The sequence below is a fragment of the Bacillus sp. B19-2 genome, from assembly GCF_022832475.1.
In the GTDB taxonomy this organism is placed as follows: Bacteria; Bacillota; Bacilli; order Bacillales; family Bacillaceae; genus Bacillus; species Bacillus paralicheniformis.
Genome location: NZ_JALHKQ010000001.1, coordinates 222,772 through 248,606, shown reverse-complemented (window position 1 = coordinate 248,606; position 25,835 = coordinate 222,772). Strand labels below are relative to the sequence as shown.

Below are 25,835 nucleotides of genomic sequence, written 5' to 3'. Positions count from 1 at the left end.
CATTAAAGCTCCCCCCGAAATCGTCAGGGGGAAGCCGGTTTCATATTAAAATAAGAGCACGTACCCTCCGTCAAAAAAGTACAGTGCACGCCCTTTGAGCGGCATTTTAATCATCGTTTCAACGGCTCGTGCATAAAGCTGAATTTGTGTTTCGTAACGCTTCCTTAAAATCGGTTCGGCCCCTTCGAAGCCGTTTCGGTACTTTCCGTGTATCCGGTCGGTTTTGTAATCAAGAAGGTAAAAACCGTCCTCCGTCTCGAATAGACAATCGATAATTCCCTGTATCAATACAGGTTCGTCGGCTGACTCAAGATCCGGATAAACCTCTTTGGCGGACAGCGTCATGTTAAAGGGAACTTCCCGTTCGACGCGGCGGGCGCCGAGAAGCTTTTGTCCGATTTCCGTATCAAAGAATGCGAGAATATCGTCTTCTTCAATCGCTGCCCGCTGGTCTTCTGTTAACAGCTCTTTCTCAACAAGTCTGTCAAGGAGACGGCTGAGCTCATTTATTTCAGGCGTACGGGTCAGCGGAATATGCTGCATGACGGTGTGCATCGCCGTTCCCCGTTCGGCCGCAGTCAGGCCTTTTGCCATCATAAAGGACGGCCGCTTAAACAGGAATGCCTCCTTGGATGGGCGGATCAGCGAGCGGTCGCCGTATTCATCCTCATATTCCTTCTGTCTTTTCATTTCTGAGACAGACTGTTTTGTTCGGACTTTGGCGGCGTCATTGTATGGATATGACCATGTCAGCCGTTCTCTGACTTGTTGCTCATACTCAAACGAACCGTCGATCGGAAGCCCCATTTGAATTTGGGCGAGCCGGCCGTGTCTTTCTTCACCGGCCTGATCAATACCCTCTGCTTGAAGATCCGCGGCGGACAGCCAGCTGACCTGAAAGCGGGCCGGATGTTCACGGATCTCATCAATCACTAGCGGCGCGCCGGATTCATCCATATCTCTGTGTCTCATCAAAGCAGGTCCGATGAAATCCAGGTAAGATTTCGCCTGAAACCGTTCATAATCCGGGAGCAGCCACTCAGACCCTGCCGCTTGTGACCGCCAGTCGGCAAGCAGCTTTTCTTTATCCTTCGCCGTCCCGACCAGGTACAGCTTTTCCTTGGCCCGAGTAAGGGCGACATACAAGACGCGCAGCTCTTCTGATAAAAGCTCGCGGCGGAGCTTTTTCTTCATCGCGATCAGCGGCAGCGTCGGATAGCTGATCCGCCACCTCGGATGAATAAACTTCGTTCCGAAACCGAGCTCTTTATCCAGCAGATAAGACTTGTTCAAGTCCATCATATTAAAATTTCGTCCGAGACCGGCGGTAAATACGACAGGAAATTCAAGTCCTTTGCTTGAGTGGATCGTCATCAGCCGAACAACGTCTTCCTGTTCACTCAGAGCTCTTGCCGTTCCGAGATCATCACCCCGCTCCTGCATTCGCTCAATAAATCTTAAAAAGCGGAACAAACCGCGGAACGATGTCGCTTCATAGGATCTCGCCCTGTCGTAAAGCGCGCGCAAATTGGCCTGCCGCTGTTTTCCGCCCGGCATTCCGCCGACATAATCCAAATACTTCGTATCCCGGTAGATTTCCCAGATCAGCTCTGCCACAGAGTGGTTTTTCGCATACGCTCTCCACTTTTTGAGCAGGGCGTCAAAGCGGCGAAGCTTTTCGCTGAGCCTTTCATCGCCGTCTGCTGCTGCAAGATATGCTTTCACCGCTTCGTAAAACGGCGCTTTTTTATCCTTGATTCTGATCAAGGAAAGCTCATTTTCGTCAAGGCCTACAACAGGCGATCTGAGAACGGACGCAAGCGGGATGTCCTGATAAGCATTATCGATGATTTTTAATAAAGACAGTGTGACCGATACTTCTGTCGCTTCAAAATAACCCGTTGAGAGGTTCGCGTATACCGGGATCCCCTGCTGTTTAAACTCGTCCATAATTTGCGGCGCCCAAGGCATTGACCGCAAAAGCACCACGATATCACGGTACTGGATGTTCCGAGACGCTTTCGCTTTGGCATCATATACTTGAAATTTTTCTGTTATCAGCCTGCGGATTTGCCCGGCCATCGCTCTTGCTTCAAGCTGGACCGCCTCAAGCTCTTCAGCCTCTTCATCCGGCGCGCCGCTCTGGTTTTCAATGAGCAGAAGCTCCGTTTTTGTCGCTTCGTTCGGCGGGTAAGTAGCACCAAGCTTCAATTCTGCTTGTTCGTCATATTCGACTTCCCCGACCTTTTCTCCCATGAGCTGCTTGAATAAAAAGTTCGTGCTGTCCAAAATATCTGAACGGCTTCTGAAGTTTTTATTTAAATCGATTTTCTGGCCGGAACCCGAACCATCGTCTGTAAAGCGTTTATATTTCGAGAGGAACAAAAGCGGTTCTGCCAGGCGGAACCGATAAATCGACTGCTTGACATCGCCCACCATAAACAGGTTCCCCTCATGCTCCTCTTTGGCGACGAGCTTTAAAATCGCTTCCTGGACCAGGTTCGTATCCTGATATTCATCAACAAGCACTTCATCGAACTGATGGCGGTAAAACTTCGCCGCTTCGCTCGGCACGGCTTCGCCGGCTTGGTTTTTCCCGGATAAAATCGCAAGGCAGTCGTGTTCAAGGTCTGAGAAATCGACGATCGCTTTTTCCTTTTTCGCGTCCGCAAACCGCTTGCCATACTCCAACACGAGCTGGACGAGCGTCTGAATGACCGGCTTCATTTCCCTCAGGCTCTCAAGGTGCTGCTCGGGAGTTCGCGTAAAATAATCGCTTTTCAGCTTTTCAAATTGCTTTTTCGCGCCGTTGCGGAGGTCTGCCGCCTCATCAACCAATCGAGGATCGTACGCATCTCCTTTGCACGGCTTCAATCTTTGAAACGAAACGGCCGGTACAAGCTCGTACAGGGCCGAAAAATCATTCTGCTGCTGAATCAGCCTGTCAATCTGTGCTAAATCATCGAGGAAATTTTCGGCGCGCGGAGCAGGCCCCCCGGGCTGCTTTGTCAAATCAAGCGCCCGCGTCAGCTTTTGCCGCATCCCCTCCAGAACGAGTGCGATGTCTTCTTTAATGTAAGAATAAAACGGCAGAGCCTCAACTTTCGTATCTGAAGCGGCGTCATACAGATCAACAAATGTGTGAAGCCAGCCCTCCGGATCGGGATGCGAACGGGAAAACTCGTAGACCCGCTTGACAAGATGCTGCAAATCGAGGTCATGACGGTCTGTCGTATATCTGTCCACAAGTTCAAAAAAGGCCGGATCTTGCTTTTTGTATTCTTCTTCAAACAGCTCGTCCAGCACCTCATCGCCAAGCAGCTCGCCTTCCGTCTGATCGGCGATCCGGAAAGCCGGATCAACATCGATCAAATAATAGTATTTGCGGATGACTTGAAGACAGAATGAGTGCAATGTTGATATGCTCGCTTTATTTAATAAAGCAAGCTGTCTGCGCAAATGAAGCGATCCCGGATTTTCGGCAAGCTCTTTTTCGAGCGCTTCGCCGATCCTGTGCTTCATTTCAGCCGCAGATGCATTCGTAAAGGTGACGACGAGCAGCCTGTCGACATCTACGGGACGTTCCTGATCCGTTATTTTCCGAATGATCCGCTCAACCAGCACGGCCGTTTTTCCGGAGCCGGCCGCTGCCGCAACTAAAATGTCCCGGCCGGATGAGACAATCGCCTTCCATTGGTCATCAGTCCATGTGCTGCCCTTCGGTTTAGAAATCTCCATCTGTCTCATCCTCCTTTTTCAGCCGCTCCAAAATCACGTTGTCTTTTTCGGGTTTTAATATCCGGTATTCGTTTTCCTCAAGCGATTCGTCAAACTGGCAGAATGACCGGTATGAACAATATGTGCACGGTGTCCGGTCTTTTAGCTTGTAAGGCTCGATCGACACTTTGCCGTCTGTGATCTCCTCGCCGGCCTTCTGAAATGTCCGGCGGATATGGCTCCTCAACACATGAAAATCCTCTTCTGCAATAACGTCAGAATCCGAACGGAGCGAACCGTCTTTTTTCAAACCGGCGCTGATCATGTTCGACCTGCCTTGTTCCAGTGTGGTGTCCATCAGCTTGATCGCTTCCTGGTCTCCCAAGAGCAACCCTTTCATCTTGAACTTTTTGAAAATCTCTTTTTCTATTTCATCAAGGCCGAGCGGCACCGAAGCCTGGATCATCGGATCGTGCACATGAAAATAAAGCACGCCTGCCGGGGATGCCTTTATGCCGAGCCAATCGGTTGAATGTGTGATCGACAAATCGAGATATGTCAGCATTTGCAGGGCGAGGCCGTAATACACCTCGGCCAAATCGAGGCCTTTATCGCTTGATTTATAGTCGACAATCCTAAGCAGCAGCCCTTTTGAGCTCTCCGCTTTATCCACTCTGTCGATCCGGCCGACAAGCTCCATCGTGCAGCCGTTCTTCAAGGTAAAACGCATTGGAGGAAGCGGGCCTTTCCCCCCGAATCCGAGCTCTATACCGACGGGGGCAAACCCGCTTGCTTTTGCATGCTCACTTAAAATGCCCGATACCCTGGCAATGATTTTTTGCAGCTTCTGCTTCACGTAATGATGACGGTTCGAACTGAGCAAAATCTCTTTTTGCAGCTTTGGCGCGAGCCGTTCAACTGCATCACTTGACAAAGTCTCGCATTGGGCTTTCGTTAAGTCGCGCCAATCCAGTTTAAGCTCGTGAAGCCGGTCTGAAATCAGCTTCAGTGCCGAGTGAAACAGCTGGCCGATATCCGGAGCTTCAAGCTTGAAAAATTGGCGTTCCTTCAGCTTTAAACCGTGCGAAGCAAAATGGGAAAACGGACAGGCTTTGAACGTCTCCATCCGCGACACGCTTCCCTGAATGTGCTCCCCATATAAATCGCGGCTCACATGCCGGTTCAAGTTTTCGACCTTGTTTCTGAAAAACAGGCTGGACAGGATATTTTGAGAAAAAATGCGGTCAGGCTCATTCATTAAAAAATTGTATGTACTCCACCATACATCGCTGATCGCATACTGCCTCGTCCATATGCCGAGCTGTCCTGCCAGATGGCTCAAGGCGATGCCTTTGTTCACGAGAAATTCAAGCTGGGCTTCATCGTCCAGCTGCTCGGGTTCATGAATCAGCATCTTCTCTTCGCCATCCGGGAACAGTTCATTCAGACGTTTCACCACTGTTGAAGGAAGCAGCGTCTTCCCTTCCGAATCCGCGATCGGATAGGAGACATAGAGCTTTTCAGACGGGCTTGAAAGCGACATATAGATCAGAAAATTCTCGTCCAAAAGCTGCTCTCGCCCTGTTGCCGCAAGCTGTGCGCCGTTTCGTTTCAGCCACTCTCTGTCATCGTCTGAAAGCACGCCGTCATCCGCAGGCCTCGCCGGAAGTATGCCGTCGTTTACACCGATGAGAAATGTGCATTTCGTGCCGTACATCCTTGAAAGGTCCATATTGCCGATAAACACTTGATCAAGAGCGGGCGGAATCAGCGCGAATTTCAAAGACTCCAAGCCGGTTTCAATCATTTGCTGAAATAAAGCAAACGATATCCGCTCTGTGCCCATCATTTCAACAAACTCGTCCAACAGTTGAATAACGGCATCCCATACTTGCTCATGCTGGCGCGACTCGGCAATCATACCGCTTTCTTCGGCCAGCCGCCTTTCCTGTTCAAGCTTCATCGGAACATCGGCTTCTTCTAGATAAAGGTAGACGGCTTCGGCCATTTCCCTGACTGTGTCAGCTTTTTTCAAGCGCTTCTGCAGCCTGTGGACCGGCGGAACGATCCAGCCCTTTAACTCGTTGAGCATATTTTCCGTTTCAATCTCTTTATCTGTCTTGGCGAAATCCTCATCCAGTGAAGCGTATCTTCTGTAAACAAACGGATCTTTGCTTGTCCATCTGTCTCCTTTAATCCCATACGCAATACAGTAGTTTTCAAGCTGGTCAATCTGTTCGCGCAGCCGTTCCTTCGGCTGTCCTTCCGGGAATAAAAGCTCCGTTTTGACACAGCGGAACACCGCTTCATACCGCCAGTTTCCTTTGATGATATCAAGCGTCGAACGAATCAGCTCAACAAGCGGATGATTTTGCATCGATTCCTTGCCGTCTATGAAAAAAGGAAGTTCGCAATCTTTAAAAACTTCTTTTATCGTATCTTTATAATCTTCGACATTGCGGGCGATGACGGCGATATCCCTAAGCCGGAAGCGGCCCTGGCGGATTAAAGAATGAATCTCGCGCGCAATTCCTTCAATCTCGGTTCTTCTGTTCGACGCCTGCATGATACGGAGCGATTCCGTCCGTCCGCGATACGGTTTCGCAGGACGCTCGTCAAAATAGCGTTCAAGGTGCCGGAGCTCCGGATGTTGCTGGTGCCGTTTCGTTTCTTCCAGCCGCACTTCTGACGGATCAAGGCCGAGTTCCTTCGCCTTCTGGTAAAGGTCATAGTACGCTTTCCCGGTCATTCTGAACAGATGGAGCTCATTCGGGCTGTTGGCCGTAAACGGCTTATCCGCCGTCAGCGAAAAAGTGATCTCCTCCGCATGGACCATCAGCTGTTCCAGCACGTTCATCTCCTGTGGCGTAAATTGGTGAAATCCGTCCACGTAAACGGCAGCGTTTCTAATCTCATCCGCATACGGAATCTGCTCGGCCAAAAGTGTCAAATAATCCTCAGATTGAACATATTGATTCTCCAGATTTTCCTCAAGCTTGCTGTACAAAATATATAAGTCGTGCAATTTATCGGAAAGGATCCGTTCATCTTCGTATTCCGATTTGCCCGTCCCCTCTATCATGTCCCGGATGCTTTCAGGCGGCAGACAATGCCGTTTAAATTCGGTCAGCATCCGTTCCACCTGCTCCGTAAATCCGCTTTTATCGCTTGCGTTTTGATAGACTTTAAACTCGCCCTTATGCTCTTCAATCAGTCTCCGAAGCAGCATCTGAATGCCCGTCCCCGTCAAAAACGGCCGGTTCATGCCTCCTGTGTGCTGGAGCACTCGCCAGGCAAGCCTTGAAAAACTGTACACTTGGGCGCGGATGGTGCCGCCCAAATCGGGTGTTTTGCTAAGCTCGTATTCCATTAAAAACGTCATTTGATCCGGGACTAGAAAAATGATCGGTTTTCCGAGCGGTTCATCGCGAAGTTTTTCTCTGATTTCATTCAGGATAAAGGTCGTTTTCCCACTCCCGGATCTGCCTGATAAAAATACTGCTCCCACTAAGCTCGTCTCCTTTCTGTTTCTTACTCTTTATTCTATCGAAACATCTGCAAAATAACCATTCTCCAAAACTGGGAAAAAACCGTATGAGCACTTGCACCCCATACGGCTATTTTTGCTTGAACTGCACAAAAAACAGCATCAAAAACGAGATGATCGCGATAGAGACGACCCACATCCATGCCAGCGTCATATTTCCCGAATCGATCGCCAAGTATATCGCCGTCGGCACCGTCTGCGTCACCCCCGGGATGATACCCGCAAACATCAGCGTTGCGCCAAACTCGCCAAGCGCCCTCGCAAAGCTGAGCACAACCCCCGTCATGATTCCATTTGATGCAAGGGGAACGGTGACAAAAAGGAACACCCTCCATTCGCTTGCTCCATCAACCCTCGCGGCATCCTCGATGTCGCGGTCGACAGCCAAAAATCCTGATTTTGCTGACTGATACATTAACGGGAACGCGACAACCGCAGCGGCGATCACGGCTGCCCACCAGGTGAAAATAACCGGTGCTTGAAATACGTTTTCTATCAAGCGTCCGATCACGCTCTGCCTTCCGAAGATCACGATTAAAAAGAATCCGACAACGGTCGGCGGCAGTACGAGCGGCAGCATCATCACCGTCTCGATAACGGACTTGCCTTTAAAGTTTCGATTCGCCAGGAGCCTCGCTGCAGCAGTTCCAAGCAAAACAGCGATGATGCCCGCTGCAGCTGATACTTGAATCGAAATTTCGATTGGGGAAAAGAATTCCTCAAGCATAACGGCGGTCAGCCCTTCTTAAATCCGTACTTTTCCATCGCCTTGACGGCTTGGTCGCTTTGCAGGAATTGATAAAATTCCTCAGACTGTTCCCTGTGCTTTGTATTTTTTACAATTCCGAGCGGATAGACAATTGGTGTATGCAGATCGCTTTTTGCCGTCTCTATGGTCTCGACCTGATCTGATGAAAGGGCATCCGTCCGGTAAACAATTCCGGCATCCGCGTTGCCTGTTTCGATATAAGAAAGGACCTGCCTTACATCTTTGCAGTAGACGAGTTTAGATTGCACTTTAGACCATACGTCAAGGTTCGTCAACGTTTCTTTTGCGTATTTTCCTGCTGGCACTGATTCGGGTTTGCCGACCGCAAGCTTTTCGACTTTGTTATCCGCCAAATCTTTGAAGCTGTTGACATGCTGATTTTTCCCTTTCGGAACAATCAGCACCAGACTGTTTTCGACCAGCTTGACAGAGTCTTTTTTGTCAATTAAGCCTTGATCAACCACTCTATTAAATTTGTCTTCAGCGGCAGAAAAAAACAAATCAGCCGGAGCGCCCTGTTCGATCTGCTGCTGCAATGCACCCGATGAACCAAAATTAAACTTTATGGAGACATTCGGATGATCTTTCTCATATACGGAGGAAAGTTCCGCTAATACATCTTTGAGACTCGCAGCCGCGGAAACCGTAATTTGAACTTTTTCAGACTTCCCCTTGGCTGATCCCCCTTTTTCCGCCTGGCAGCCGGCGAACAACACAACCGACATCAAGACGGCCACGGCCGTCAATATTACCTTTTTCAATAGTCTCACTCCATTTTGATATGTATATCACCAATTCGGCACTAACAACCATTTTACGTCAAACTTCATTTTTTTAAAATAGATTGTACTCACCGCACATCATTTTGACACATGTTCGAGGCTCAAACTTTACCATAGGCACATGCAAGCCATCACATACATATAATGGCAGGACGTCAAATATAAAGTGTTGAGGTGAAAAACATGTGGTATGTTCAGCCGTATCATCACGCCTATCCCCTTAGGCAAAACAACAGACTGATCAAAGATCTTGAAAAAGCGGTAAACGGAGAGCACAGCGCGGTCGTCTGCTATGAAAAAATCGCCCAAAAGGCGCCGGATTCCGAAACAAAAAAGCAGATTTTAGAAATCAGGCAAGACGAAATCCGCCACTTTAATGCGTTCCTAACATTTTATACGTCTCTTACCGGCCGAAAGCCTGACATTTCCATTACTGAGCCTTGTCCGGAACAGTATCGAAACGCGCTGGAGTCCGCATTTAAAGACGAACAAGAAACGGTTGATTTTTATTTGGACATCGCAGACTATGTGAAAGACCGGGCGATACGGGAGGCGTTCAAGCGCGCGGCAGCTGACGAACAAAACCATGCAGTCTGGTTTTTATACTTCTTGTCAAAGAGGTGATCCCGTTCCTCCCGCCTTGATCAATATACCCTTATAGGGTATATTTTTTAAGTAGCGGACTTTTATTTTGACTAAAGAGGTGCTAAAACATTGAACGTGCTGCTTGTCGATGATGAAATCCGGATGCTCGATCTGCTGGAGCTTTATTTAGAACATTATTCGTGCACAAAAGCCGCCACCGGAAAAGAAGCCCTGGATTTAATAAAAATGAGCCATTTTGATCTTGTTATTCTCGATATTATGATGCCTGAGATGGACGGATGGATGGTTTGCCAAGAGATCCGAAGATTGACAAGCGTTCCGATTATCATGCTCACCGCTAAAAACGGGCAGGATGACATTGTGCGCGGACTGAACTACGGCGCAGACGATTATTTAACAAAACCGTTCAGCGAAAAAGTGCTGCTTGCCAGAATAGAAGCCGTCCTGCGCAGAACCCGCCGGTTTCATGAAATCCGGTTCCGCGGTTTAATCTGGAATAAACAGCATCATACCTTGCATGTCAATCAACGGGAAATCGGCATTACGCCAAGTGAATTCGATCTGCTCGGAACGCTCTTAAACCACACGGATCAAGCGCTTTCGAGAGACCAATTGATTGAGAACATCTGGGGGTTCAACTCTGATATCGAGCCCCGAACCATCGATTCGCACATGAGAAATTTGCGAAACCGATTGAAAAAAGCGGGCTTTCCGGTTGAAGATCATCTCCGGACTATCTACGGCGTCGGCTACAAATGGACAAGCAAAGGAACCGGCGCATGAAAAAGATTTCATTTAAGCTCGCAGGTTCATTTTTCATTTTAATCCTTTTCATCGAAGCCATCCTTTTTGCCGCGCTGTATACAACGATTATCAACACAAGAATAAACGAAGAAATCCGCGCGCTCCAACTAAGGGGCAACAGCCACAGAGACGTCCTCGAAAAACATTTTGACAAAAGGACGATAGACCACGTCACCCTGATGGAAACCGAAGCCCGGACAAACGTGATCATAACGGACCATAATAGACGCGTATTGGCGCAGTCTACCCCGGGAGACATGACGGAACACCTTCATTTCGAAGAAAAAAACATCCCGAGGAAAGGGACCGCTTTATCGTCCCATTGGAATACATCAAAGTACATTTGTACGATCAGTCCGATCATGAACGGGCGGGAAACGGCCGGCTACGTCTTCATGTATTTGGAGACCTCCTCGATAAAATCCTTGGTGGCAAGCATTACGAAGCGGTTTTTCCTCAGCTTCGGCTTAACCGGCGTCTTAACGGCCGCAGCTATTCTTTGGTTCAGCCGTGTATTAGCGAAGCCGATTATTAAACTGAAGGAGGCAACCGAAGGCATCAAAAACGGTCAAGCTTCGATTCCGCTTGATATCAAAAGGAACGATGAACTCGGCGAGCTCGCCGCATCGATCGAAAGCCTTTCTTCAAATCTCAGCAGGCTTCAAAAAGAACGAAACGATTTTCTGTCAAGCGTCGCTCATGAGCTCCGGACTCCAATTACATATATAAAAGGTTACACAGATGTCGCGATGAGAGATAAACTCGATCAACAAGCCAGAAATCAGTACTTGTCGATCATCAAAGAGGAAGCGGACAATTTAAACACCCTTGTTGACGATTTATTTTTGCTGACAAAACTGAAACAGCCCGGATTTCAAATCAGTAAGAAACAGGTTCACCTGCACACATTCATAAAAAAAGAAGTTCAGAAAGCGGCGGTCGCTTTTTCGGAAAAACGAATCAGACTTTCATTCGACATCCCGGCGGCTCTTTACGTCTCAGTCGATGAAGTCCGTTTTTCACAAGTGATCTCAAATTTGCTGAACAACGCCCGCCAATACTCCGATCCTGATTCAACAGCGGTCGTCACCGCAGCAAAAGCAGAGGACCAGGTCAAGATTATGGTAGCGGACGAAGGCTGCGGCATTCCGGAAGAAGAACGGGATTATATTTTTGAGCGCTTTTACCGGGTCGATAAGTCGAGATCCAGACAAACCGGCGGTACCGGGCTGGGCCTGGCCATCGTGAAAGAAATCATCGAGCTTCACGGCGGGCAGATTGCAGTGAAAAACAGAACCCCGAAAGGAAGCGAATTTATCATCACGCTGCCTTCTAATGTGTAACAAATGTCGAGATGTCTGCACCAGTTTTGCACATTTCCCGGGTATACTACTCAGTAAGCTGAACCAAAAAGGAGGAAAACACCATGAAATTGAAATCCGGTTTACTTTTTGTCATGCTTGTTTTCGCGCTTCCGCTCGCAGCATGCCAAAATTCCGGCTCGGGAAACACGGGCGGACATGAGGAGCAGCATACGAAGAATCATTCGGAGATGAAAGAAAAAGACGCCGCTTCTCTTCCGAATGATTTCAATAAGCGGGCGGAAGAAGGGCTTCTGGTGAAAAACACAAAGAACACGACAAGACTTGACGCAAATACCCCAGAAGAAATGAGCATCAAAACCTCTCAAACGATATGGCCGGCCACGCATAAACAAAACAGGCCGGGCGCAGTGATTTTAGTTTCGGGCGGATCATGGCAGGCAGCTCTTGCATCAGCTGATCTGATCCATCACCCGAATAACGGACCTGTTTTAATCGCGAAAAATGGGAAAATCTCCGGGCAGATTCAGAACGAAATCAAGCGCTTGAATCCGACGGGCACTTCAGACGGAACGCAAATCATGGCTGTCGGAGAATTCGATTCAAAAGCGCTTCAAGCTTTGAACTCTTTTAAAATAAAAGAGCTGAAAGGGAAGAACGCGGCTGATCTGGCAAAAGAGATTGACAAAGAATACGCGGATGCAGCCGATGAGTATCCGAAAAGCGTTATCATCGGATCATCTGAGGAAGATGCGGAACTTTATTCGCTCCCGGCTGTAAACTGGATCGCCCACATGCCTGAGCCGATCCTGTACGTGAACAAAAAAGGCATTCCCAAAGAGACGGCCGAAGCATTAAAGAAAAGGGACGGCAAAGCAAACATCTATATTCTCGGCCCTAAAAAAGCCATATCGGAAAAAACGGAGGATGCATTAAAGGAATACGGAACAGTCAAAAGAATTTCCGGAGATACTCCTGTCGCAAATTCGATTGCGTTTGCGAAATTCAGCGATAAAAACACCGGTTTTGGGTGGGGAATCACAGATCCGGGACACGGACTGTCGTTCGCATCAACGTCTGCGCCCGAGCTGGCGCTTGCCGGAGCGCCATTTTCCCATTTGGGAAAACACGCTCCCCTGCTTTTACTCAAAAATGGGCAGGCGGACAGTACGATGTACAGCTATTTATCCGGGATCGAGCCTTCTTTTCGGGACAGACCGCAGGACGGCCCTTACAACCATGCATTCATTCTCGGATCAGAAAATGAAATTTCATTTCGAACGCAAGGCATTCTTGATGACATACTGGAAATTAAATCAGCGGATGGAGGACATTCCGGTCATTAAGAAGCACAATGGAGAGGCTCTTACAGAAGAGCCTCTTTTTTGTACCAGATGCCGTAAAAATCAATCCATCCTTCTTCGTTAAGTGCAATACCTTGAATGACTTCCCCCGCTTTGACGCGAATATTGTTTTGATAAAGCGGAATCGTGTAAACATCTTCTGCCAAAGCGCGGTCCGCCTCACAAAGAAGGTTGATCCGCTTGGAATGCTCATCGATGAAACGAAGTTCATCCCTCATCAAGGCGGATTTCCTCTGCCATTCCCCCGGCAAATGGACATGTAAAAAGCTGTTTTCCGTTAAAAGGAGGTGAAGCCAGCTCATTTCTTCCGAACGCCCGAATGTCGCACTGTCGTGAATCAAATCGGCTTTTGCGATCACTTCTTCCTTCATGAGCTCATCCGCTTTCATATAACAAACCTCTAGTGCGATGCCGTACCGCCTACACCTCTTTTGGATCCATGACGCATCCTCCCGGTGATCCGGTTCGGAAAACGTATAAAGCAGAAGCGGATCGCCTTTGTAATCGCCTTCCGTGAGCAGCTTGCCGATGTCGTCGTCCCCGGATTCAGGCGGAAGACCCCGGTTTAGAAAGCCTCCCGCCGGAGCCGTCCGTTGTCCGGCTAATTCACTGACCATATCTGAAGGGGAAATGATTTGCCGCAAAGCCTTTCTGAACGCCTTATGTTTGAGAGGCCCCGATTTGTTTGCATTCAATGAGATGTACTGAACATTCCTTTCCTCGTGCCATTCATCGAAAACCCGGCTTTGTTCTTCTTTTTCCATATAAAAACCGTAGTCGACAAAAGAAAAATTGCCATCCATATACCATAGTTCGATCCGGTCTAAAAAAGCCCGTCCTTGAAAATATCGCTCATGCGCTTCAAGCGCGAGAATCCGGTCATCCCGGCGGACAAGTCTGAAAGGCCCTGTCCCGATCAACAGCCCGTCATTCTGATGACGGTTTAAAATAGACAGCCTTTCATCGCAAAGATGATGCAAAAACAGCGAGTTTTTCGCCTTTAAACAAATATCAAAGCTATATTCATCCCTGACGTTAACGTTTTCGATATCCTCTGCGAGCCATTTGCATTTATTTTCATCATCCAGCATAAAACGCTCAAACGAGTATTTCACATCTTCGGCTGTCAATGTTGAGCCATCATGGAAATAGATCCCTTTCCTCAAATAGAACGTCCACGTTTTTTGGTCGGCGTCACATTCCCAGTGGTGGGCAAGATGCGGCATAAAACCCCCTTCCTTTTCATTTAAACGGATCAATGTATCACATACCTGCTTCACGACATGGCTCTCTGAACGCAGATAAATACGGCGCGGATCAAGACGCTTAAAATGATCCGGCTCCATCGCGGTCATGAGCCTCAGCACATCTTTTTGCCTGCTGCCCTCCGATTCGGTCTGAAAGCCGAAAACGCGCTCGAGCCACTCTTTATATGAAGGCAATGCGCCCGGACACGAATGCTGATATGCTTCGAGAAGGTGTCTCGCCCGGTCGATTTTCCCTTCTTTCGTATCATTTTTCGCCGTTTCAAGCAGCAGTTCACAAGGTTCTTTTAAAAAGCGGATTTCTGATTTGTTTCCTCTCCCCCTTCCCCTTTTCCAAGCAATCCACTGCAAACCTTCAAGTTTCGCTAAAATCAGTTTTGCGTTCCTCGGTGTGCAATACAGAATATCCGCGATTTCATTAACTGAAATCTCTTCTGCTTCCCCTTCGCTTTCGCATTTAATTGCCGCGGTGAGTTCCATGTAATGTTCGATCGATTTCATTTCCGTTATCCCCCGCTTTTTAAAAGGGGAAATTTCTCCCCTGGTTTTCTGTCCTTTTTACTGATGATTTTACATTTTACACTAATTGCACTGCTGTGTTGAAGGAGGAAATGATATGAACCGTTTAAAACAAAGGTACGGTTCCCCCGTGCTGATTTGCTTCTTCGGAGAGTTCCTGACCGGAATAACGGGAGCCATGCTGGCCCCTTTCCTCCTTTTTTATCTGTATGATGTGCTTGGAACCGGCATATTGCCGGTTATGCTCGTCATCGGGGCAAGACCGCTGACGGAGGTCGCGGTGACGCTGGCCGCAGGAGGACTGACGGACCGGATCGGAAGACGGAAGGTCATCCTGGCAGCGCTCGCCTTTCAGACCGTCTCTGCCGCCGGTTTTATGATGGCGGATCACATTTGGCTGTTCGCTTTTTTTTATGTACTGAACGGTATCGGGGGAGCTTTGTACATCCCTGCACAGCGGGCCCAGATAACGGACAGCACCGAAAGCGGGCGTCGCTCTGAAGCGTTCGCTGTCCTTCATGCCATTGAAGGGTTGGGCGCCGCGGTCGGTCCGGCCGCCGGCCTTGCAGTCTATTCCTATCAGCCAAGCCTGATGTTCGGCTTTCAGTCATGTGCATTTTTTCTCTATTGGCTTGCTGTTTATTTTAAAATGCCCGAGGTATGGCGGTCAAAAAGGCAAAAGGAGATTTTAGAGAGGGAAAAACTTCTTTCCGCAAAAAAGGTATTTCTTCAGCACCGTCCGGTTCTGTCCTTGATGTTCTTGTCGGTCCCCGTCAGCCTGTTCTATGCTCAGCTGGAGTCAAACTACCGCCTTTATCTCGAAACTCTTTTTGAAGATTTCCTATTCACCTTGACTGTTTATACAGTGTGCCGCGCCCTTCTTAGCATTACGATGCAAATTCCGCTCGTCAAATGGACGGAAGGACTGAACATCAAAACGATCGTTTCCATATCATACGTATGTTACGCTGTGGCAGCGATTGGTTTCGCTTTTTCATCATCGATCTTTTGGCTGCTCTCGACTGCCGTTATATTTACGGCGGCAGAAAGCATGCTGCTGAATCACATGCAAACCTTTGTCTCGCGCCTTGCTCCCGATCATATGCGGGGCAGATATTTTGCATTTTTCGGCCTGCATTGGGATATTTCCCGGACAATCGGTCCTTTTTTAGGCGGGATGATGTTCATCAAGTTCGGCGGGGCAGGGCTTTTTCTTGCCATTGCAGGAATCGTGGCTGCCGGCGGGATTGCACAATATCGAACAGTGTTAACATTATCTTCCCAGCTAAGAAAAAACTAACCCTTTTTAGTACCTGGTATTAGAACAAAGTGCTATAATAGAAACAGTTTTTATTCGGGAAGCAAGGAGGCACTATGATTACATTAAAAAAACAAACGATCGGCGGGCTTTTAAAATCAACCGCCGGCCGGTTTCCGAATCATGAAGCGGTTGTATATTCTGAGCTCGATTTAAGATATTCGTATCAGGAGCTTGTTGAAGAAACTTCTAAAATTGCAAAAGGGCTGCTCGCGCTCGGCATTCAAAAAGGAGAGCATGTCGCCATTTGGGCATCCAATATTCCGGAATGGATTCTGCTCCAGTTTGCGACGGCGAGAATCGGCGCTGTGCTCGTCACCGTCAATACAAGCTATCAGGCGAGAGAACTTGAGTACTTATTGGAACATTCCGATTCCACCACCCTCTTTCTAATGGACGGCTACAAAGGGACATCCTATATCGATATGGTCGACGAGATCAAGAAAAATCCGGAAAAGCTGCCGAAGCTGAAAAATCTCGTCTACCTTGGCAAGAATAAAATCCCTGAACATATGACGGCTTTTGCCGACATCGCCAAACTGGGCGAAAAGGTCTCTGATGCCGACCTTTTCGAAAGAGAGCAGTCACTCACACACGATGATGTGATCAATATGCAGTATACGTCGGGAACAACCGGCTTTCCAAAAGGTGTTATGCTGACTCACTACAATATCGTCAATAATGCGGCGATCGTTGCCGACAGAATGGGGCTGACGAGCGAAGACAGGCTGTGTATTCCGGTTCCTCTGTTTCACTGCTTCGGCTGTGTGCTAAGCACGCTTGCCTGTGTCGCGTCAGGCGCGGCCATGCTGCCGATCATCGAATTCAAACCGGACATCGTCCTGCAAACGGTCGAAAAAGAGCGCTGTACAGGACTGCAGGGTGTGCCGACAATGTTTATCGCCGAGCTCACCCACCCCGATTTCGCAAACTATGACCTATCTTCTTTGCGGACCGGAATCATGGCAGGCTCCCCGTGTCCTAAAGAAGTCATGAAAAAAGTGATGAAGCAAATGAATATGACGGATATCACAATCGCATACGGACAAACGGAGTCTTCACCCGTGATTACGCAAACAACGGTCACCGACACGATCGAACGCCGCGTTGAAACCGTCGGTAAAGTGCATCCGCATGTAGAAATGAAAATCGTCGATCCTGATACGGGGGAAACGCTCGGCCCGGATGAGCAAGGCGAACTGTGCACAAGAGGATACCTCGTCATGAAGGGATACTATAAAATGGACGAAGCCACCAAAAAGGCCATTGATGAAGACGGCTGGCTCCATACCGGCGATTTGGCCGAAATGGACCGGGACGGATACGTAAGGATTACCGGGCGTTTAAAAGATATGATCGTCCGCGGCGGTGAAAACATATACCCGCGTGAAATAGAGGAATTCCTTTATGAACATGAGGATATTGTCGATGTACAGGTTGTCGGCGTTCCTGATGAAAAGTACGGGGAAAAAACGGCGGCCTTTATTAAATGCCAGCCGGGCAAAAAGCTGACGCTTGAAGAGGTCAGAGATTTTTGCAAAGGACAGCTTTCGTATTACAAAATTCCGGAGTACGTATTTCTGGTCGACGAATACCCGCTGACCGCATCCGGAAAAGTCCAAAAGTATGTGCTGCGCGACCGCGCAGAAGAGCTGCTTGCGAGCCCTGTGCAATAAATAAAAAGCCGAAAATACCAATCGTATTTTCGGCTTTTTGCTGTTTAAAATACTTTTTTACGGTCGCGCTCTTCCTTCAAAATTTCGACAGCTTCGCGGAAGCGTTGTGAATGAATGATTTCCCTTTCCCGTAAAAACGCCAGCCCGTCATTTAAATCCGGATCATCCGACATGTCAATCAGCCATTGATACGTAGCCCTCGCTTTTTCTTCAGCCGCTATATCTTCATATAAATCGGCAATCGGATCGCCTTTTGCCTGGATGTATGTAGCGGTGAACGGAACGCCGGCAGCGTTATGGTAAAACAGGGCTTTGTCATGGTCTGCGTAATGATCGCCGAGACCGGCTTCCTTCATCTGTTCGGGTGTCGCGTCTTTTGTTAATTTATATACCATTGTCGCAATCATTTCAAGGTGAGCAAACTCTTCCGTACCGATGTCCGTCAGCAGTCCGACGACTTTGTCAGGTATGCTGTAGCGCTGGTTCAAATAGCGGAGTGCCGCAGCCAATTCGCCGTCCGCTCCGCCGTATTGCTCGATCAAAAATTTGGCAAGTCTCGGATTGCATTCTCTCACCCTAACAGGATACTGCAGTTTTTTCTCATAAAGCCACATGAACCTGACTCCCTTCCTCTATTAAACTTGCCACGGCCAAGGACTTCTTTTCCAGCTCCAATAGGATTCCGTCTGATCCGGGCTCCCTTGCGTCAAAGGGCCGTATTTTGATTCAAACTTCGCTTTCAGTTTTCTTGAATATCCGGCATACTGGTTGTATTGTCTGATGGCGTCGGTATCATCGGGATGTGTGTCAAGATAAAGCATCAGCTCAACGATGACAAAATCGACGGCCTGAATTTCATGGAGCCTTTGATAATAGTCTTGCGGTAAAGAGTTCGTCACCCCCCTTACCTCCCATCTTCATACGGATTTTCATAATGATCGTAAAATACGGGCCAAAGCGTCCCTTTTTGCAGTGCCTCCATCGGGGAAAACTGCGGAAGGCCGCGGGGCTGAAAACCTAGATATAGATTTGGAGGGGTTCTGTAGTATTTTTTACCGATCGGAGGGCACGGATCAAAAGCGCTGTGAAACGGACGATACGATTTGACTTTGGTGAATGATTCCTTGGAATGTTTCATATCGGTTCACCTCTATTTATGATCGAATCTAATTTAATGTATTCATATGTTCGATCTGTTATGTTCAAAAATGAACGATCAGTTTTTCTTATTAATCTTTTAAATAAAATCGTATTTTACCAATCACTAAAATTATTATATAGTGATATAGAGAAATACTTTACTTAGTGAACAAAATGATTGCAGTAATCAGGAAGAAGGTTTTTCATTTGAGGGAAAAAAGAGATTTCCTTCGGGATATATTATTGATATTAATCAGCAGCTTTGGGGGATTTCTTCTCTCATTGACCGGCATGACGATCGGCTGGATGGTCGGCACAATGACTGCAGCTGCTTGTCTGTCGCTGTTTCGCCCGTCACCGTTAAAGGCTGCTGTCAGACAAAACGGCATCCATCATGGCTGGCTTCAGTTCGGCCAAATGCTATTGGGAATTGAGCTCGGCCAGAAAATCAACATGTCCGTGATTTCGATCTTTAAGGAAAATTGGCTGATTGTCGGCGTCATGCTCCTCCTTTCCGTCGTGTTCGCCATGCTGTCAGGTTTTGTCTTGTGGCGGTTCAGCAAGACCGATATGCTGACGAGTTTTGTGGGAACGGCCCCCGGCGGGCTTTCCGCGATGCCGGGCATCGCTCAGGAAGTGGGAGCGAACACGGCAATCGTCAGTCTCGTGCAGATGATACGTGTGCTTCTGGTCGTCATGACCGTTCCCTTTTTCGTTTTTTTCATAAATGCGAAGCAGCCTGACGCCCATGCTGTCGGCAGTCAAGTGATCGCCGCGGGAACATCGGCATTTGAAGCGCCTCATCTCGCTTGGACTGCGCTGATCGTGCTGGGCGGATTCGGGGTATGCAAAGCGATGAAAGCACTGCGGTTTCCGGCGCCATGGCTGCTCGGAAGCATGACCGGTGCGGCCGTTCTGCAAATCGCAGGCGCTTCAATGACCGGGCTCAGCGCAACAGCCTGGTGGCCCCACGGCTTTTCAGTGCTGTCGCAAATTTGTCTCGGCGCGACGATCGGTTCAAAAATCAGCAAAGAAATGTTTATCGGCGTCAGAAAAACGCTGATCGTCGCACTTGCCAGCTCCGTCGGACTGATCATTGCGATGATTTTAAGCGCCGCCGTCACCGCTAAAGCGGCAGGCATTTCGCTGACAACGGCCATATTGGCGTTTGCTCCGGGGGGAATCGCGGAAATGGCGACAACATCTGTCACGCTTCACGCCGACTCTACGTTCGTCGTCGCCGTCCAAGTGTTGCGGGTCGTGCTCGTAATCGCGATGCTTCCTCCATTCTTCCGATTGCTTCATCAAAAGTCGGAAAAATATTCACACCCCCGCCTGAAAAAAGCCCGAGCTGAAGGCTGATTCCTTCGCTCGGGCTTTATTTTTTTATTCAAATTCCGGCAGCCAGTCGCCGTGTGCTTCGATCAATTCATCGCACATGCTTACGATATCATCCATCGATAATTCCGCAGCCGTATGCGGATCAAGCAATGCAGCATGGTAAATGTTCTCTTTTCTTTTTGTTATTGCCGCTTCAATCGTTAACAGCTGTGTATTGATATTGCTGCGGTTTAAAGCCGCCAGCTGTTCAGGCAGCTCGCCCGCGGCGCACGGAGTGATCCGGTTCCGCTCAGCGACGCACGTCACTTCAACAACAGCTTTTTCCGGAAGGTTTGTAATCAAGCCTTTATTCAAGACATTTCCGCCGAATGTAAACGGCTGACCGGTTTCCATCGCTTCTATAATTCTTGAGCCGTATTCGTTTGACCGCTCGTGGGTTAAATGCCGGTTACCGACGATTTCACCGCGCATCTTTTCCCAGTTTTGAATCTGCTTCTCGCACCTTCTCAAGTATTCATCAATCGGAATATTCAGCTCTTCAATCAGTTCGGGATAATGGCTTTTGATGAAATAAGGGTGGTACTCCGCGTTATGTTCGGACGATTCGGTCACATAGTAGCCGAATTTATCCATCAGTTCAAATCTGACCATGTCATCATGTTTCGTTTTCTGTTTTTCTTTTGCCCGTTTTTTGATTTCTGGATATAAGTCTTTTCCGTCTTGCTTGACTTCAAGAAGCCAAGCCATATGATTGATGCCGGCGATTTTTTCTTCGATTCGTTCATGCTTCATGCCGAGGGATTTGAAAAGGTCTTTTGTGCATACTTGTACGCTGTGGCAAAGACCGACCGTTTTCACATCCGTGTAGCGAAGCAGCGCACCGGTTAAAGAAGCCATCGGGTTTGTGTAATTTAAGAGCCAGGCGTCGGTCGCCGCGCTTTCGATGTCTTTTGCCATATCCAATAAAACGGGAATCGTCCGCAGCGCCCTGAATATCCCGCCGATTCCGACCGTATCGGCAATCGTCTGCTTGAGGCCGTACTTTTTCGGAATCTCAAAATCGATGACTGTACCCGGTTTATAGCCGCCCACTTGAATGGCATTGATCACATATTTCGCCCCCGCCAAAGCTTCTTTTCTATCGTCATAAGCACGGATCGATACCGTGTCATTATAGCGGTTTTTTAAATGCTCAAGCATGTCTTTAGATTCTTTGAGGCGCTTCGGATCGATATCATACAAAGCAAATTCAAATCCGTTGACCGCCGGAACCATCAGACAGTCCCCCAGCACATTTTTCGCAAAAATCGTGCTTCCGGCTCCAATAAAAGCAATTTTAGTCATTCATATCTTCCTTTCCCCGTGAAAGTTCCGCTAACCTTTTAGCGCTCCTGCTGATAATCCTTTTATAAAGTACTTTTGCAGGAATAAAAATAGAATCGTCATCGGCAGCATCGCCATCAGCGAAGCTGCAGCCACCAAGTGCAGGTTGTTCGCATTTTGCCCAAAAAATCCGGCAATCGCCACAGTCAAAGTCTGCACACTTTTGTCTTGAAGGAAAAAGATCGAAAACTGATAGTCGTTCCAAATGAATACACAGGCAATAATGCAAATCGTCGCAGTCACCGGCTTTAATAAAGGAAAGACGATTCTGAAGAAAATGCCCGCCGTGCTCGCCCCGTCGATTCTCGCCGCCTCTTCAAGCTCTTTCGGAATTGTCGAGCGGATAAATCCGGCATACAAAAAAATCGTCAAGGGCATATAAGCCGCCGTATTATTCAATATCGCGATCTCGAGCGTATTCAGCATGCCGAATTCCACCACCATTTTGTATAAAGGAACCATGGATGTCAGCGGCGGAATGATCATAATGCCAATAAACAGGAAGTATACGGCTTGATTGAGCTTTGTTCTGCGCCTGGCGAGGGGATAGGCCGCCAGAGAGCCGATCACAATCAACAGAGCCGCCGAAGCAAGAGTGATCGCAGCGGTATTGAAAAACGAGCCGGCCAGACCTGCTTTATCCCATGCTTCTGCGAAATTACCGAGGCTGATTTCGTCAGGGAACTTCCATTTCGAGCTGAAATCCCCCTTTGCTTTCAGCGCGGTCGTCAGCAAAATATAAAACGGAATCAGGTGGAAAATGGTAATGCATGCCGCCAGCGCCGTCCACAGCGCCCGCTTCTTTTTCTCTTGGTGATTCATCTAGGCTTCGACCTCCTTGCGCTTAAAATAAATAAGAGCCGTAAAGCTGATCAGCAGTATCAACGCCGCCATGAAAACCCCCTGAGCGGCTGCATAGCCGGCATCCTGCCTTTTAAAATACAAATCGTACATAAAAGTCGACATCGATTGCGAAGCATTTCCCGGACCGCCGCCTGTCAGCGCTAAAATGACATCAAACAGCTTCAGTCCGCCGATGATATTGATGACCATATTGATTGTGACAGAAGGCATCAACAGCGGCAGCGTAATCTTCCAAAACTGCTGAAAACCGCTTGCTCCATCGATTTGCGCTGCTTCATAAAAATCTTTCGGAATGCTTCCGAGACCTGCTAAATAAATGACCATCGCAATACCGACAAACTGGTACGAATTGACAAATACAATGATCCACGGATTGATTTCCGGGCTGCTCAAGGCGTTTACAGGACCTGCCCCGAATAATTTCAGCACATCGTTCAAGGCGCCTCCTTCATAGGAGAAGAAAAAATACCAGATATACCCCATGATCAGCGGGCTGATGATGACGGGCAAATAGACAACCGTACGTGTCAACGCTTTCATTCTGATGCTTTTAAACAGCAGGAGGGCATAGAGAAGACCGATGACATTTTGCAAAATCGTACTGCCCAATCCGTACAGGAGGGTGTTTCTGACGACAAGCCATGTCGCCGGGTCGGCCAGCATCCGTTTATATTGAGCAAAGCCGATCCAGTCATACGACTGTGAAAAACCGTTCCAGTTCGTAAACGTGATTTTAATGCCGCTCGCAAACGGATAAATCATAAAGATGGATACAAGCACCAAGGCGGGAAGATACATCCACCAGAGCGATCCGTTTTTCTTCACAAATCCCCTTTTACTTTTCACAATAGTCAGACTTTTTTCTTTAGCTAATTCGCTCATCATTTCACCCTTCTTTTTTCATGATGAAAACGATCCTTTCTATTGATCTTGTAATCTGCTGTATTCCTGTTTCATTTTTTCCGATACCTGCTTCGGCGTTAACGTACCGGCCAAAAGTTCCTGTCCCGTCGTCCCCATGACGTCCCACATTCCGCTCGGGAGGTAGACACGGTCAAAGTACGGTTCGATTTTGATTTCTTTATATTGATCATAAAACTTAGAATAGTAGTTTTCAGCTTCTGTGTTGGTTAATGCCTGAGGAAATGAGGTGGCTTCGGCGATCTTTTTCACATATTTGGGTTGTGCAGCGAATTCGATAAACCGCTTTGCTTCTTCGAGGTGTTCTGAGTCTTTCCAGACAGCAACGGTATGGCGCTCTCCTCCAATCCAGCTCGGTTTGCCGCCTTCATAAACGGCTGGCGTCGGCATCACGCCTAACTGGATATCTGGATTGACTTCTCTCGTATCAGGGCCGATCGATGTGACTGAGAGGGTAAAGCCGATTTTTTCCTGTGCCATCAATTCGACCAATTGCGACGGTTTTGCCGTCAGGATATCTTTATTGATCAATTGCTTTTCCTGCATCTCTTTAAAGGTTTCTGCGAGAAGTGTGTAGTCGGACCAGTCGAATGTGCCGTTTTCCAAAGCTTTTTTTTCATTACGGCGATCATCTGTGATGAGCAGCGGGGTGGCAAACTGATCATAAAACTGAGCTAAAGCGCCTTTATCTGAACCGGCGAACCAAAACGGAATGACATTCCCATTGCTTTTTTCTTTGATCGTTTCCAGCGCGTGCATCAGTTCGTCCAATGTGTGCGGGGGCTTGAGGCCGTATTTCTTCAACAAACCGGAATTGTAGACGATTCCGTCTTTTGCCTGATTGAAAGGGTAGGCATATACTTTTCCTTTTTCATCCTTCAAAATCGGATCGAGGTTTGGGTCGAGATGCTTCACCCAATCCATGTCTTTTAAATCTGCGGTGTATTCCCCGTAGCGGATCTTCGCCCAGCCGTGCGTATCGAACAAGTCAGGCATGTCATTTGCCGCCATTTTGACGCGCAGCATATTTTCATAGTCCGGGCCGGGGAAGCTGATATCGATTTTGATGCCTTCATTTTCTTTTTCAAAATCATCTGCGATGCTTCTGAGCGTGTTTTTTTCACTGTCGTTTGTCATAGTCGAAAACATTGTGAGCGTGACGTCTCCGTTCTTTCCGGCATTCTTTCCCGAGCAGCCCGCTGCTAGTGCAGGCAAAATGATCAGAAGAATAAAAGAGAAAATGATTTTTTTCATCAATTTCACTCCAATTATGAAATTTTGGGGGTGGGTAAAAAGTGTTTTCATTTTTTACTGTAATTTAGTAAAATTGATCGCCTCACCTCCTTGAAAAGCGCCTGATCCTTGCCATTAGCTCCGCTTACTGAATCCGCAGCTTTCCCGAATAATCAGCTCTGAAGGTACGGTCACTTTCAGCGGCAGTTCCCTTCCTTTCATTCTGTCGAGCAGCAGTTTCACACCCGTCCGGCCCATCTCTTCTGTATGAACCTTTATGGTAGTTAATGGCGGATTAGCAAATTCGGACGCTTCAATGCCGTTGAAGCTGACGATGGCAACATCTTCGGGAACCTTGAGTCCCGATTCGCGAAGAGCCCGGAGCGCGCCGATGGCCATCGAATCGCTGGCGATAAAAAAAGCTTCGGGAACGTTTTTCTCAAGAAGCGCTTTTTTCATCAGCTCATAGCCTTGCTGCATCGAATACTCGCCGACATAAATATGCTTCGCGTTTTCCGAGCCGGCCATCTCCAGAAACGCAGTCAGCCGTTTATCTTCGATTTCAATGGCGTTTGTTTCCTGATCGCTGATTCGAAAGTGCTTTTTTTCTCTTCCGCCGATATAACCGATCCTTGTATAGCCGAGCGATTTCAAATGGTTCAGCGCCCTCCCCGTCGCCTTCTCAAAATCGACGACAACCGAGTCGCGCAGTTCTTCATTATCAGTATGGTTGATGTACACGACGTTGTTGAGCGCCCCCATGCACTGCTGCAAGCCGGCAAAATTGATCCTTCCGATGACGATTAAGCCGTCGATTTCGCCTGCAGGCTGATTAGAGCGGATACTGCTCAGCTGAATAAACTTCGTAATAAACGCTCCTCTATCAAAACACTCGCTTTCAATTCCTTGCCTGATGGAATAAAAGTATGGATCGTTCAGTTCTTCTTCCTGTGATTGGCAGACAACAATGCCGATGCGCGGGCTTTCCCCGCTTTCTGAGGCATATACGTCGCGGCGCCTGCGCGTGCTCTTATAGCCGAGCCGGTCTGCAATATCCAAAATCCGCTGCCTTGTTTCAGGAGCCACTGCTAATGACTGGTCATGGTTCAAAACCCTTGAAACCGTTGTGCTTGATACTTTAGCCTGAAGCGCAATGTCTTTAATCGTCGCCATTTTCATCCCGCCCTGTCTTTAAAATCCATATTCACTAAACTTTACTAAAGACATCATAACAAACAAAGTAAACGTTTTCAATATTTTAAAA

Annotated in this window: 20 protein-coding genes; 7 read left to right on the top strand and 13 right to left on the bottom strand. The window is 48.0% G+C overall.

Going from position 1 to position 25,835, the window contains the following annotated elements; all coding sequences use genetic code 11:
• Positions 1 to 45: 45 nt before the first annotated feature.
• The 4 genes from addA to modA form a co-directional block, all read right to left on the bottom strand.
• Positions 46 to 3,738 carry a helicase-exonuclease AddAB subunit AddA gene (gene addA, locus MST20_RS01285; RefSeq protein WP_243939531.1) on the bottom strand — a complete coding sequence of 1,231 codons (3,693 nt, stop codon included), beginning with the start codon at positions 3,736 to 3,738 and terminating at the stop codon, positions 46 to 48.
• Positions 3,725 to 7,225 (bottom strand): helicase-exonuclease AddAB subunit AddB, encoded by a 3,501-nt coding sequence (addB, locus tag MST20_RS01280; protein WP_243939526.1) that lies wholly within the window; start codon positions 7,223 to 7,225, stop codon positions 3,725 to 3,727. Before addB ends, addA begins: the two co-directional genes overlap by 14 nt.
• Positions 7,226 to 7,334: 109 nt before the next feature.
• Positions 7,335 to 7,991, bottom strand: coding sequence for a molybdate ABC transporter permease subunit (gene modB, locus MST20_RS01275; protein WP_243939524.1), 657 nt, complete (start codon positions 7,989 to 7,991; stop codon positions 7,335 to 7,337).
• Positions 7,992 to 7,999: 8 nt separating this feature from the next.
• Positions 8,000 to 8,758, bottom strand: coding sequence for a molybdate ABC transporter substrate-binding protein (gene modA, locus MST20_RS01270; protein ID WP_377923804.1), 759 nt, complete (start codon positions 8,756 to 8,758; stop codon positions 8,000 to 8,002).
• Between the two features lie 240 nt (positions 8,759 to 8,998).
• On the opposite strand from modA, the gene MST20_RS01265 reads away from it, so the two are divergent.
• The 4 genes from MST20_RS01265 (at position 8,999) to MST20_RS01250 (ending at position 12,893) form a co-directional block, all read left to right on the top strand.
• Complete coding sequence (locus MST20_RS01265; RefSeq protein WP_243939521.1) at positions 8,999 to 9,439, top strand: ferritin-like domain-containing protein; 441 nt, start codon at positions 8,999 to 9,001, stop codon at positions 9,437 to 9,439.
• Between the two features lie 123 nt (positions 9,440 to 9,562).
• On the top strand, positions 9,563 to 10,204 hold the full coding sequence (locus tag MST20_RS01260) for a response regulator transcription factor (RefSeq protein ID WP_243941118.1): 642 nt from the start codon (positions 9,563 to 9,565) through the stop codon (positions 10,202 to 10,204).
• Positions 10,201 to 11,568, top strand: a complete 1,368-nt coding sequence (locus tag MST20_RS01255; protein WP_243939519.1) for a HAMP domain-containing sensor histidine kinase — start codon at positions 10,201 to 10,203, stop codon at positions 11,566 to 11,568. Before MST20_RS01260 ends, MST20_RS01255 begins: the two co-directional genes overlap by 4 nt.
• An 83-nt stretch (positions 11,569 to 11,651) precedes the next feature.
• Entirely contained in the window at positions 11,652 to 12,893 is a 1,242-nt protein-coding gene (locus tag MST20_RS01250; RefSeq protein WP_243939517.1) for a cell wall-binding repeat-containing protein, read from the top strand.
• Between the two features lie 20 nt (positions 12,894 to 12,913).
• On the opposite strand, the gene MST20_RS01245 is transcribed toward MST20_RS01250, so the two are convergent.
• Complete coding sequence (locus MST20_RS01245; RefSeq protein WP_243939515.1) at positions 12,914 to 14,677, bottom strand: SgrR family transcriptional regulator; 1,764 nt, start codon at positions 14,675 to 14,677, stop codon at positions 12,914 to 12,916.
• 115 nt (positions 14,678 to 14,792) lie between these two features.
• Here MST20_RS01245 and MST20_RS01240 point away from each other — a divergent pair, with 115 nt between their 5' ends.
• Complete coding sequence (locus MST20_RS01240) at positions 14,793 to 15,995, top strand: MDR family MFS transporter (RefSeq protein ID WP_243939513.1); 1,203 nt, start codon at positions 14,793 to 14,795, stop codon at positions 15,993 to 15,995.
• A gap of 74 nt (positions 15,996 to 16,069) precedes the next feature.
• The gene (locus MST20_RS01235) at positions 16,070 to 17,689 is read left to right on the top strand and encodes an AMP-binding protein (RefSeq protein ID WP_243939511.1); all 1,620 of its coding nucleotides are present in this window, start codon (positions 16,070 to 16,072) and stop codon (positions 17,687 to 17,689) included.
• Between the two features lie 44 nt (positions 17,690 to 17,733).
• Here the strand turns inward: MST20_RS01235 and MST20_RS01230 are convergent, their stop codons facing one another.
• Genes MST20_RS01230 through MST20_RS01220 form a run of 3 tightly spaced genes read right to left on the bottom strand, consistent with a single transcriptional unit; the run spans position 17,734 to position 18,827 of the window.
• Positions 17,734 to 18,303, bottom strand: coding sequence for a manganese catalase family protein (locus MST20_RS01230; protein WP_243939509.1), 570 nt, complete (start codon positions 18,301 to 18,303; stop codon positions 17,734 to 17,736).
• Between the two features lie 21 nt (positions 18,304 to 18,324).
• The gene (locus MST20_RS01225) at positions 18,325 to 18,588 is read right to left on the bottom strand and encodes a spore coat protein CotJB (protein ID WP_145653642.1); all 264 of its coding nucleotides are present in this window, start codon (positions 18,586 to 18,588) and stop codon (positions 18,325 to 18,327) included.
• Between the two features lie 5 nt (positions 18,589 to 18,593).
• Positions 18,594 to 18,827 carry a spore coat associated protein CotJA gene (locus MST20_RS01220; protein ID WP_152847512.1) on the bottom strand — a complete coding sequence of 78 codons (234 nt, stop codon included), beginning with the start codon at positions 18,825 to 18,827 and terminating at the stop codon, positions 18,594 to 18,596.
• 209 nt (positions 18,828 to 19,036) lie between these two features.
• Between MST20_RS01220 and MST20_RS01215 the strand changes: the two genes are divergently transcribed.
• The gene (locus tag MST20_RS01215; protein WP_243939508.1) at positions 19,037 to 20,191 is read left to right on the top strand and encodes an AbrB family transcriptional regulator; all 1,155 of its coding nucleotides are present in this window, start codon (positions 19,037 to 19,039) and stop codon (positions 20,189 to 20,191) included.
• Between the two features lie 24 nt (positions 20,192 to 20,215).
• On the opposite strand, the gene melA is transcribed toward MST20_RS01215, so the two are convergent.
• The 5 genes from melA to MST20_RS01190 all read right to left on the bottom strand — a co-directional run bounded on the left by melA (position 20,216) and on the right by MST20_RS01190 (position 25,744).
• The gene (gene melA / locus MST20_RS01210; protein WP_243939507.1) at positions 20,216 to 21,514 is read right to left on the bottom strand and encodes an alpha-galactosidase MelA; all 1,299 of its coding nucleotides are present in this window, start codon (positions 21,512 to 21,514) and stop codon (positions 20,216 to 20,218) included.
• 30 nt (positions 21,515 to 21,544) lie between these two features.
• The gene (locus tag MST20_RS01205; RefSeq protein ID WP_243939506.1) at positions 21,545 to 22,375 is read right to left on the bottom strand and encodes a carbohydrate ABC transporter permease; all 831 of its coding nucleotides are present in this window, start codon (positions 22,373 to 22,375) and stop codon (positions 21,545 to 21,547) included.
• The gene (locus MST20_RS01200) at positions 22,376 to 23,299 is read right to left on the bottom strand and encodes a carbohydrate ABC transporter permease (protein ID WP_243939505.1); all 924 of its coding nucleotides are present in this window, start codon (positions 23,297 to 23,299) and stop codon (positions 22,376 to 22,378) included.
• 39 nt (positions 23,300 to 23,338) lie between these two features.
• Positions 23,339 to 24,592: an ABC transporter substrate-binding protein gene (locus MST20_RS01195; protein ID WP_243939504.1), complete on the bottom strand. Its 1,254-nt coding sequence runs from the start codon at positions 24,590 to 24,592 to the stop codon at positions 23,339 to 23,341.
• A 114-nt stretch (positions 24,593 to 24,706) separates the two neighbouring features.
• The gene (locus MST20_RS01190; protein ID WP_243939503.1) at positions 24,707 to 25,744 is read right to left on the bottom strand and encodes a LacI family DNA-binding transcriptional regulator; all 1,038 of its coding nucleotides are present in this window, start codon (positions 25,742 to 25,744) and stop codon (positions 24,707 to 24,709) included.
• Between the last annotated feature and the right edge of the window lie 91 nt (positions 25,745 to 25,835).

Bases quoted from the DNA above. Each gene is read 5' to 3' on its own strand.
- MST20_RS01220 (WP_152847512.1), bottom strand. From the start codon at position 18,827: ATGAAACATTCCAAGGAATCATTCACCAAAGTCAAATCGTATCGTCCG.
- melA (WP_243939507.1), bottom strand. From the start codon at position 21,514: ATGACTAAAATTGCTTTTATTGGAGCCGGAAGCACGATTTTTGCGAAA.
- MST20_RS01245 (WP_243939515.1), bottom strand. From the start codon at position 14,677: ATGAAATCGATCGAACATTACATGGAACTCACCGCGGCAATTAAATGC.
- addA (WP_243939531.1), bottom strand. From the start codon at position 3,738: ATGGAGATTTCTAAACCGAAGGGCAGCACATGGACTGATGACCAATGG.
- MST20_RS01265 (WP_243939521.1), top strand. From the start codon at position 8,999: ATGTGGTATGTTCAGCCGTATCATCACGCCTATCCCCTTAGGCAAAAC.
- MST20_RS01190 (WP_243939503.1), bottom strand. From the start codon at position 25,744: ATGGCGACGATTAAAGACATTGCGCTTCAGGCTAAAGTATCAAGCACA.
- modA (WP_377923804.1), bottom strand. From the start codon at position 8,758: ATGTCGGTTGTGTTGTTCGCCGGCTGCCAGGCGGAAAAAGGGGGATCA.
- MST20_RS01260 (WP_243941118.1), top strand. From the start codon at position 9,563: ATGCTCGATCTGCTGGAGCTTTATTTAGAACATTATTCGTGCACAAAA.
- MST20_RS01250 (WP_243939517.1), top strand. From the start codon at position 11,652: ATGAAATTGAAATCCGGTTTACTTTTTGTCATGCTTGTTTTCGCGCTT.
- MST20_RS01255 (WP_243939519.1), top strand. From the start codon at position 10,201: ATGAAAAAGATTTCATTTAAGCTCGCAGGTTCATTTTTCATTTTAATC.
- MST20_RS01235 (WP_243939511.1), top strand. From the start codon at position 16,070: ATGATTACATTAAAAAAACAAACGATCGGCGGGCTTTTAAAATCAACC.
- MST20_RS01195 (WP_243939504.1), bottom strand. From the start codon at position 24,592: ATGAAAAAAATCATTTTCTCTTTTATTCTTCTGATCATTTTGCCTGCA.
- modB (WP_243939524.1), bottom strand. From the start codon at position 7,991: ATGCTTGAGGAATTCTTTTCCCCAATCGAAATTTCGATTCAAGTATCA.
- MST20_RS01200 (WP_243939505.1), bottom strand. From the start codon at position 23,299: ATGAGCGAATTAGCTAAAGAAAAAAGTCTGACTATTGTGAAAAGTAAA.
- MST20_RS01205 (WP_243939506.1), bottom strand. From the start codon at position 22,375: ATGAATCACCAAGAGAAAAAGAAGCGGGCGCTGTGGACGGCGCTGGCG.
- MST20_RS01240 (WP_243939513.1), top strand. From the start codon at position 14,793: ATGAACCGTTTAAAACAAAGGTACGGTTCCCCCGTGCTGATTTGCTTC.
- MST20_RS01230 (WP_243939509.1), bottom strand. From the start codon at position 18,303: ATGTGGCTTTATGAGAAAAAACTGCAGTATCCTGTTAGGGTGAGAGAA.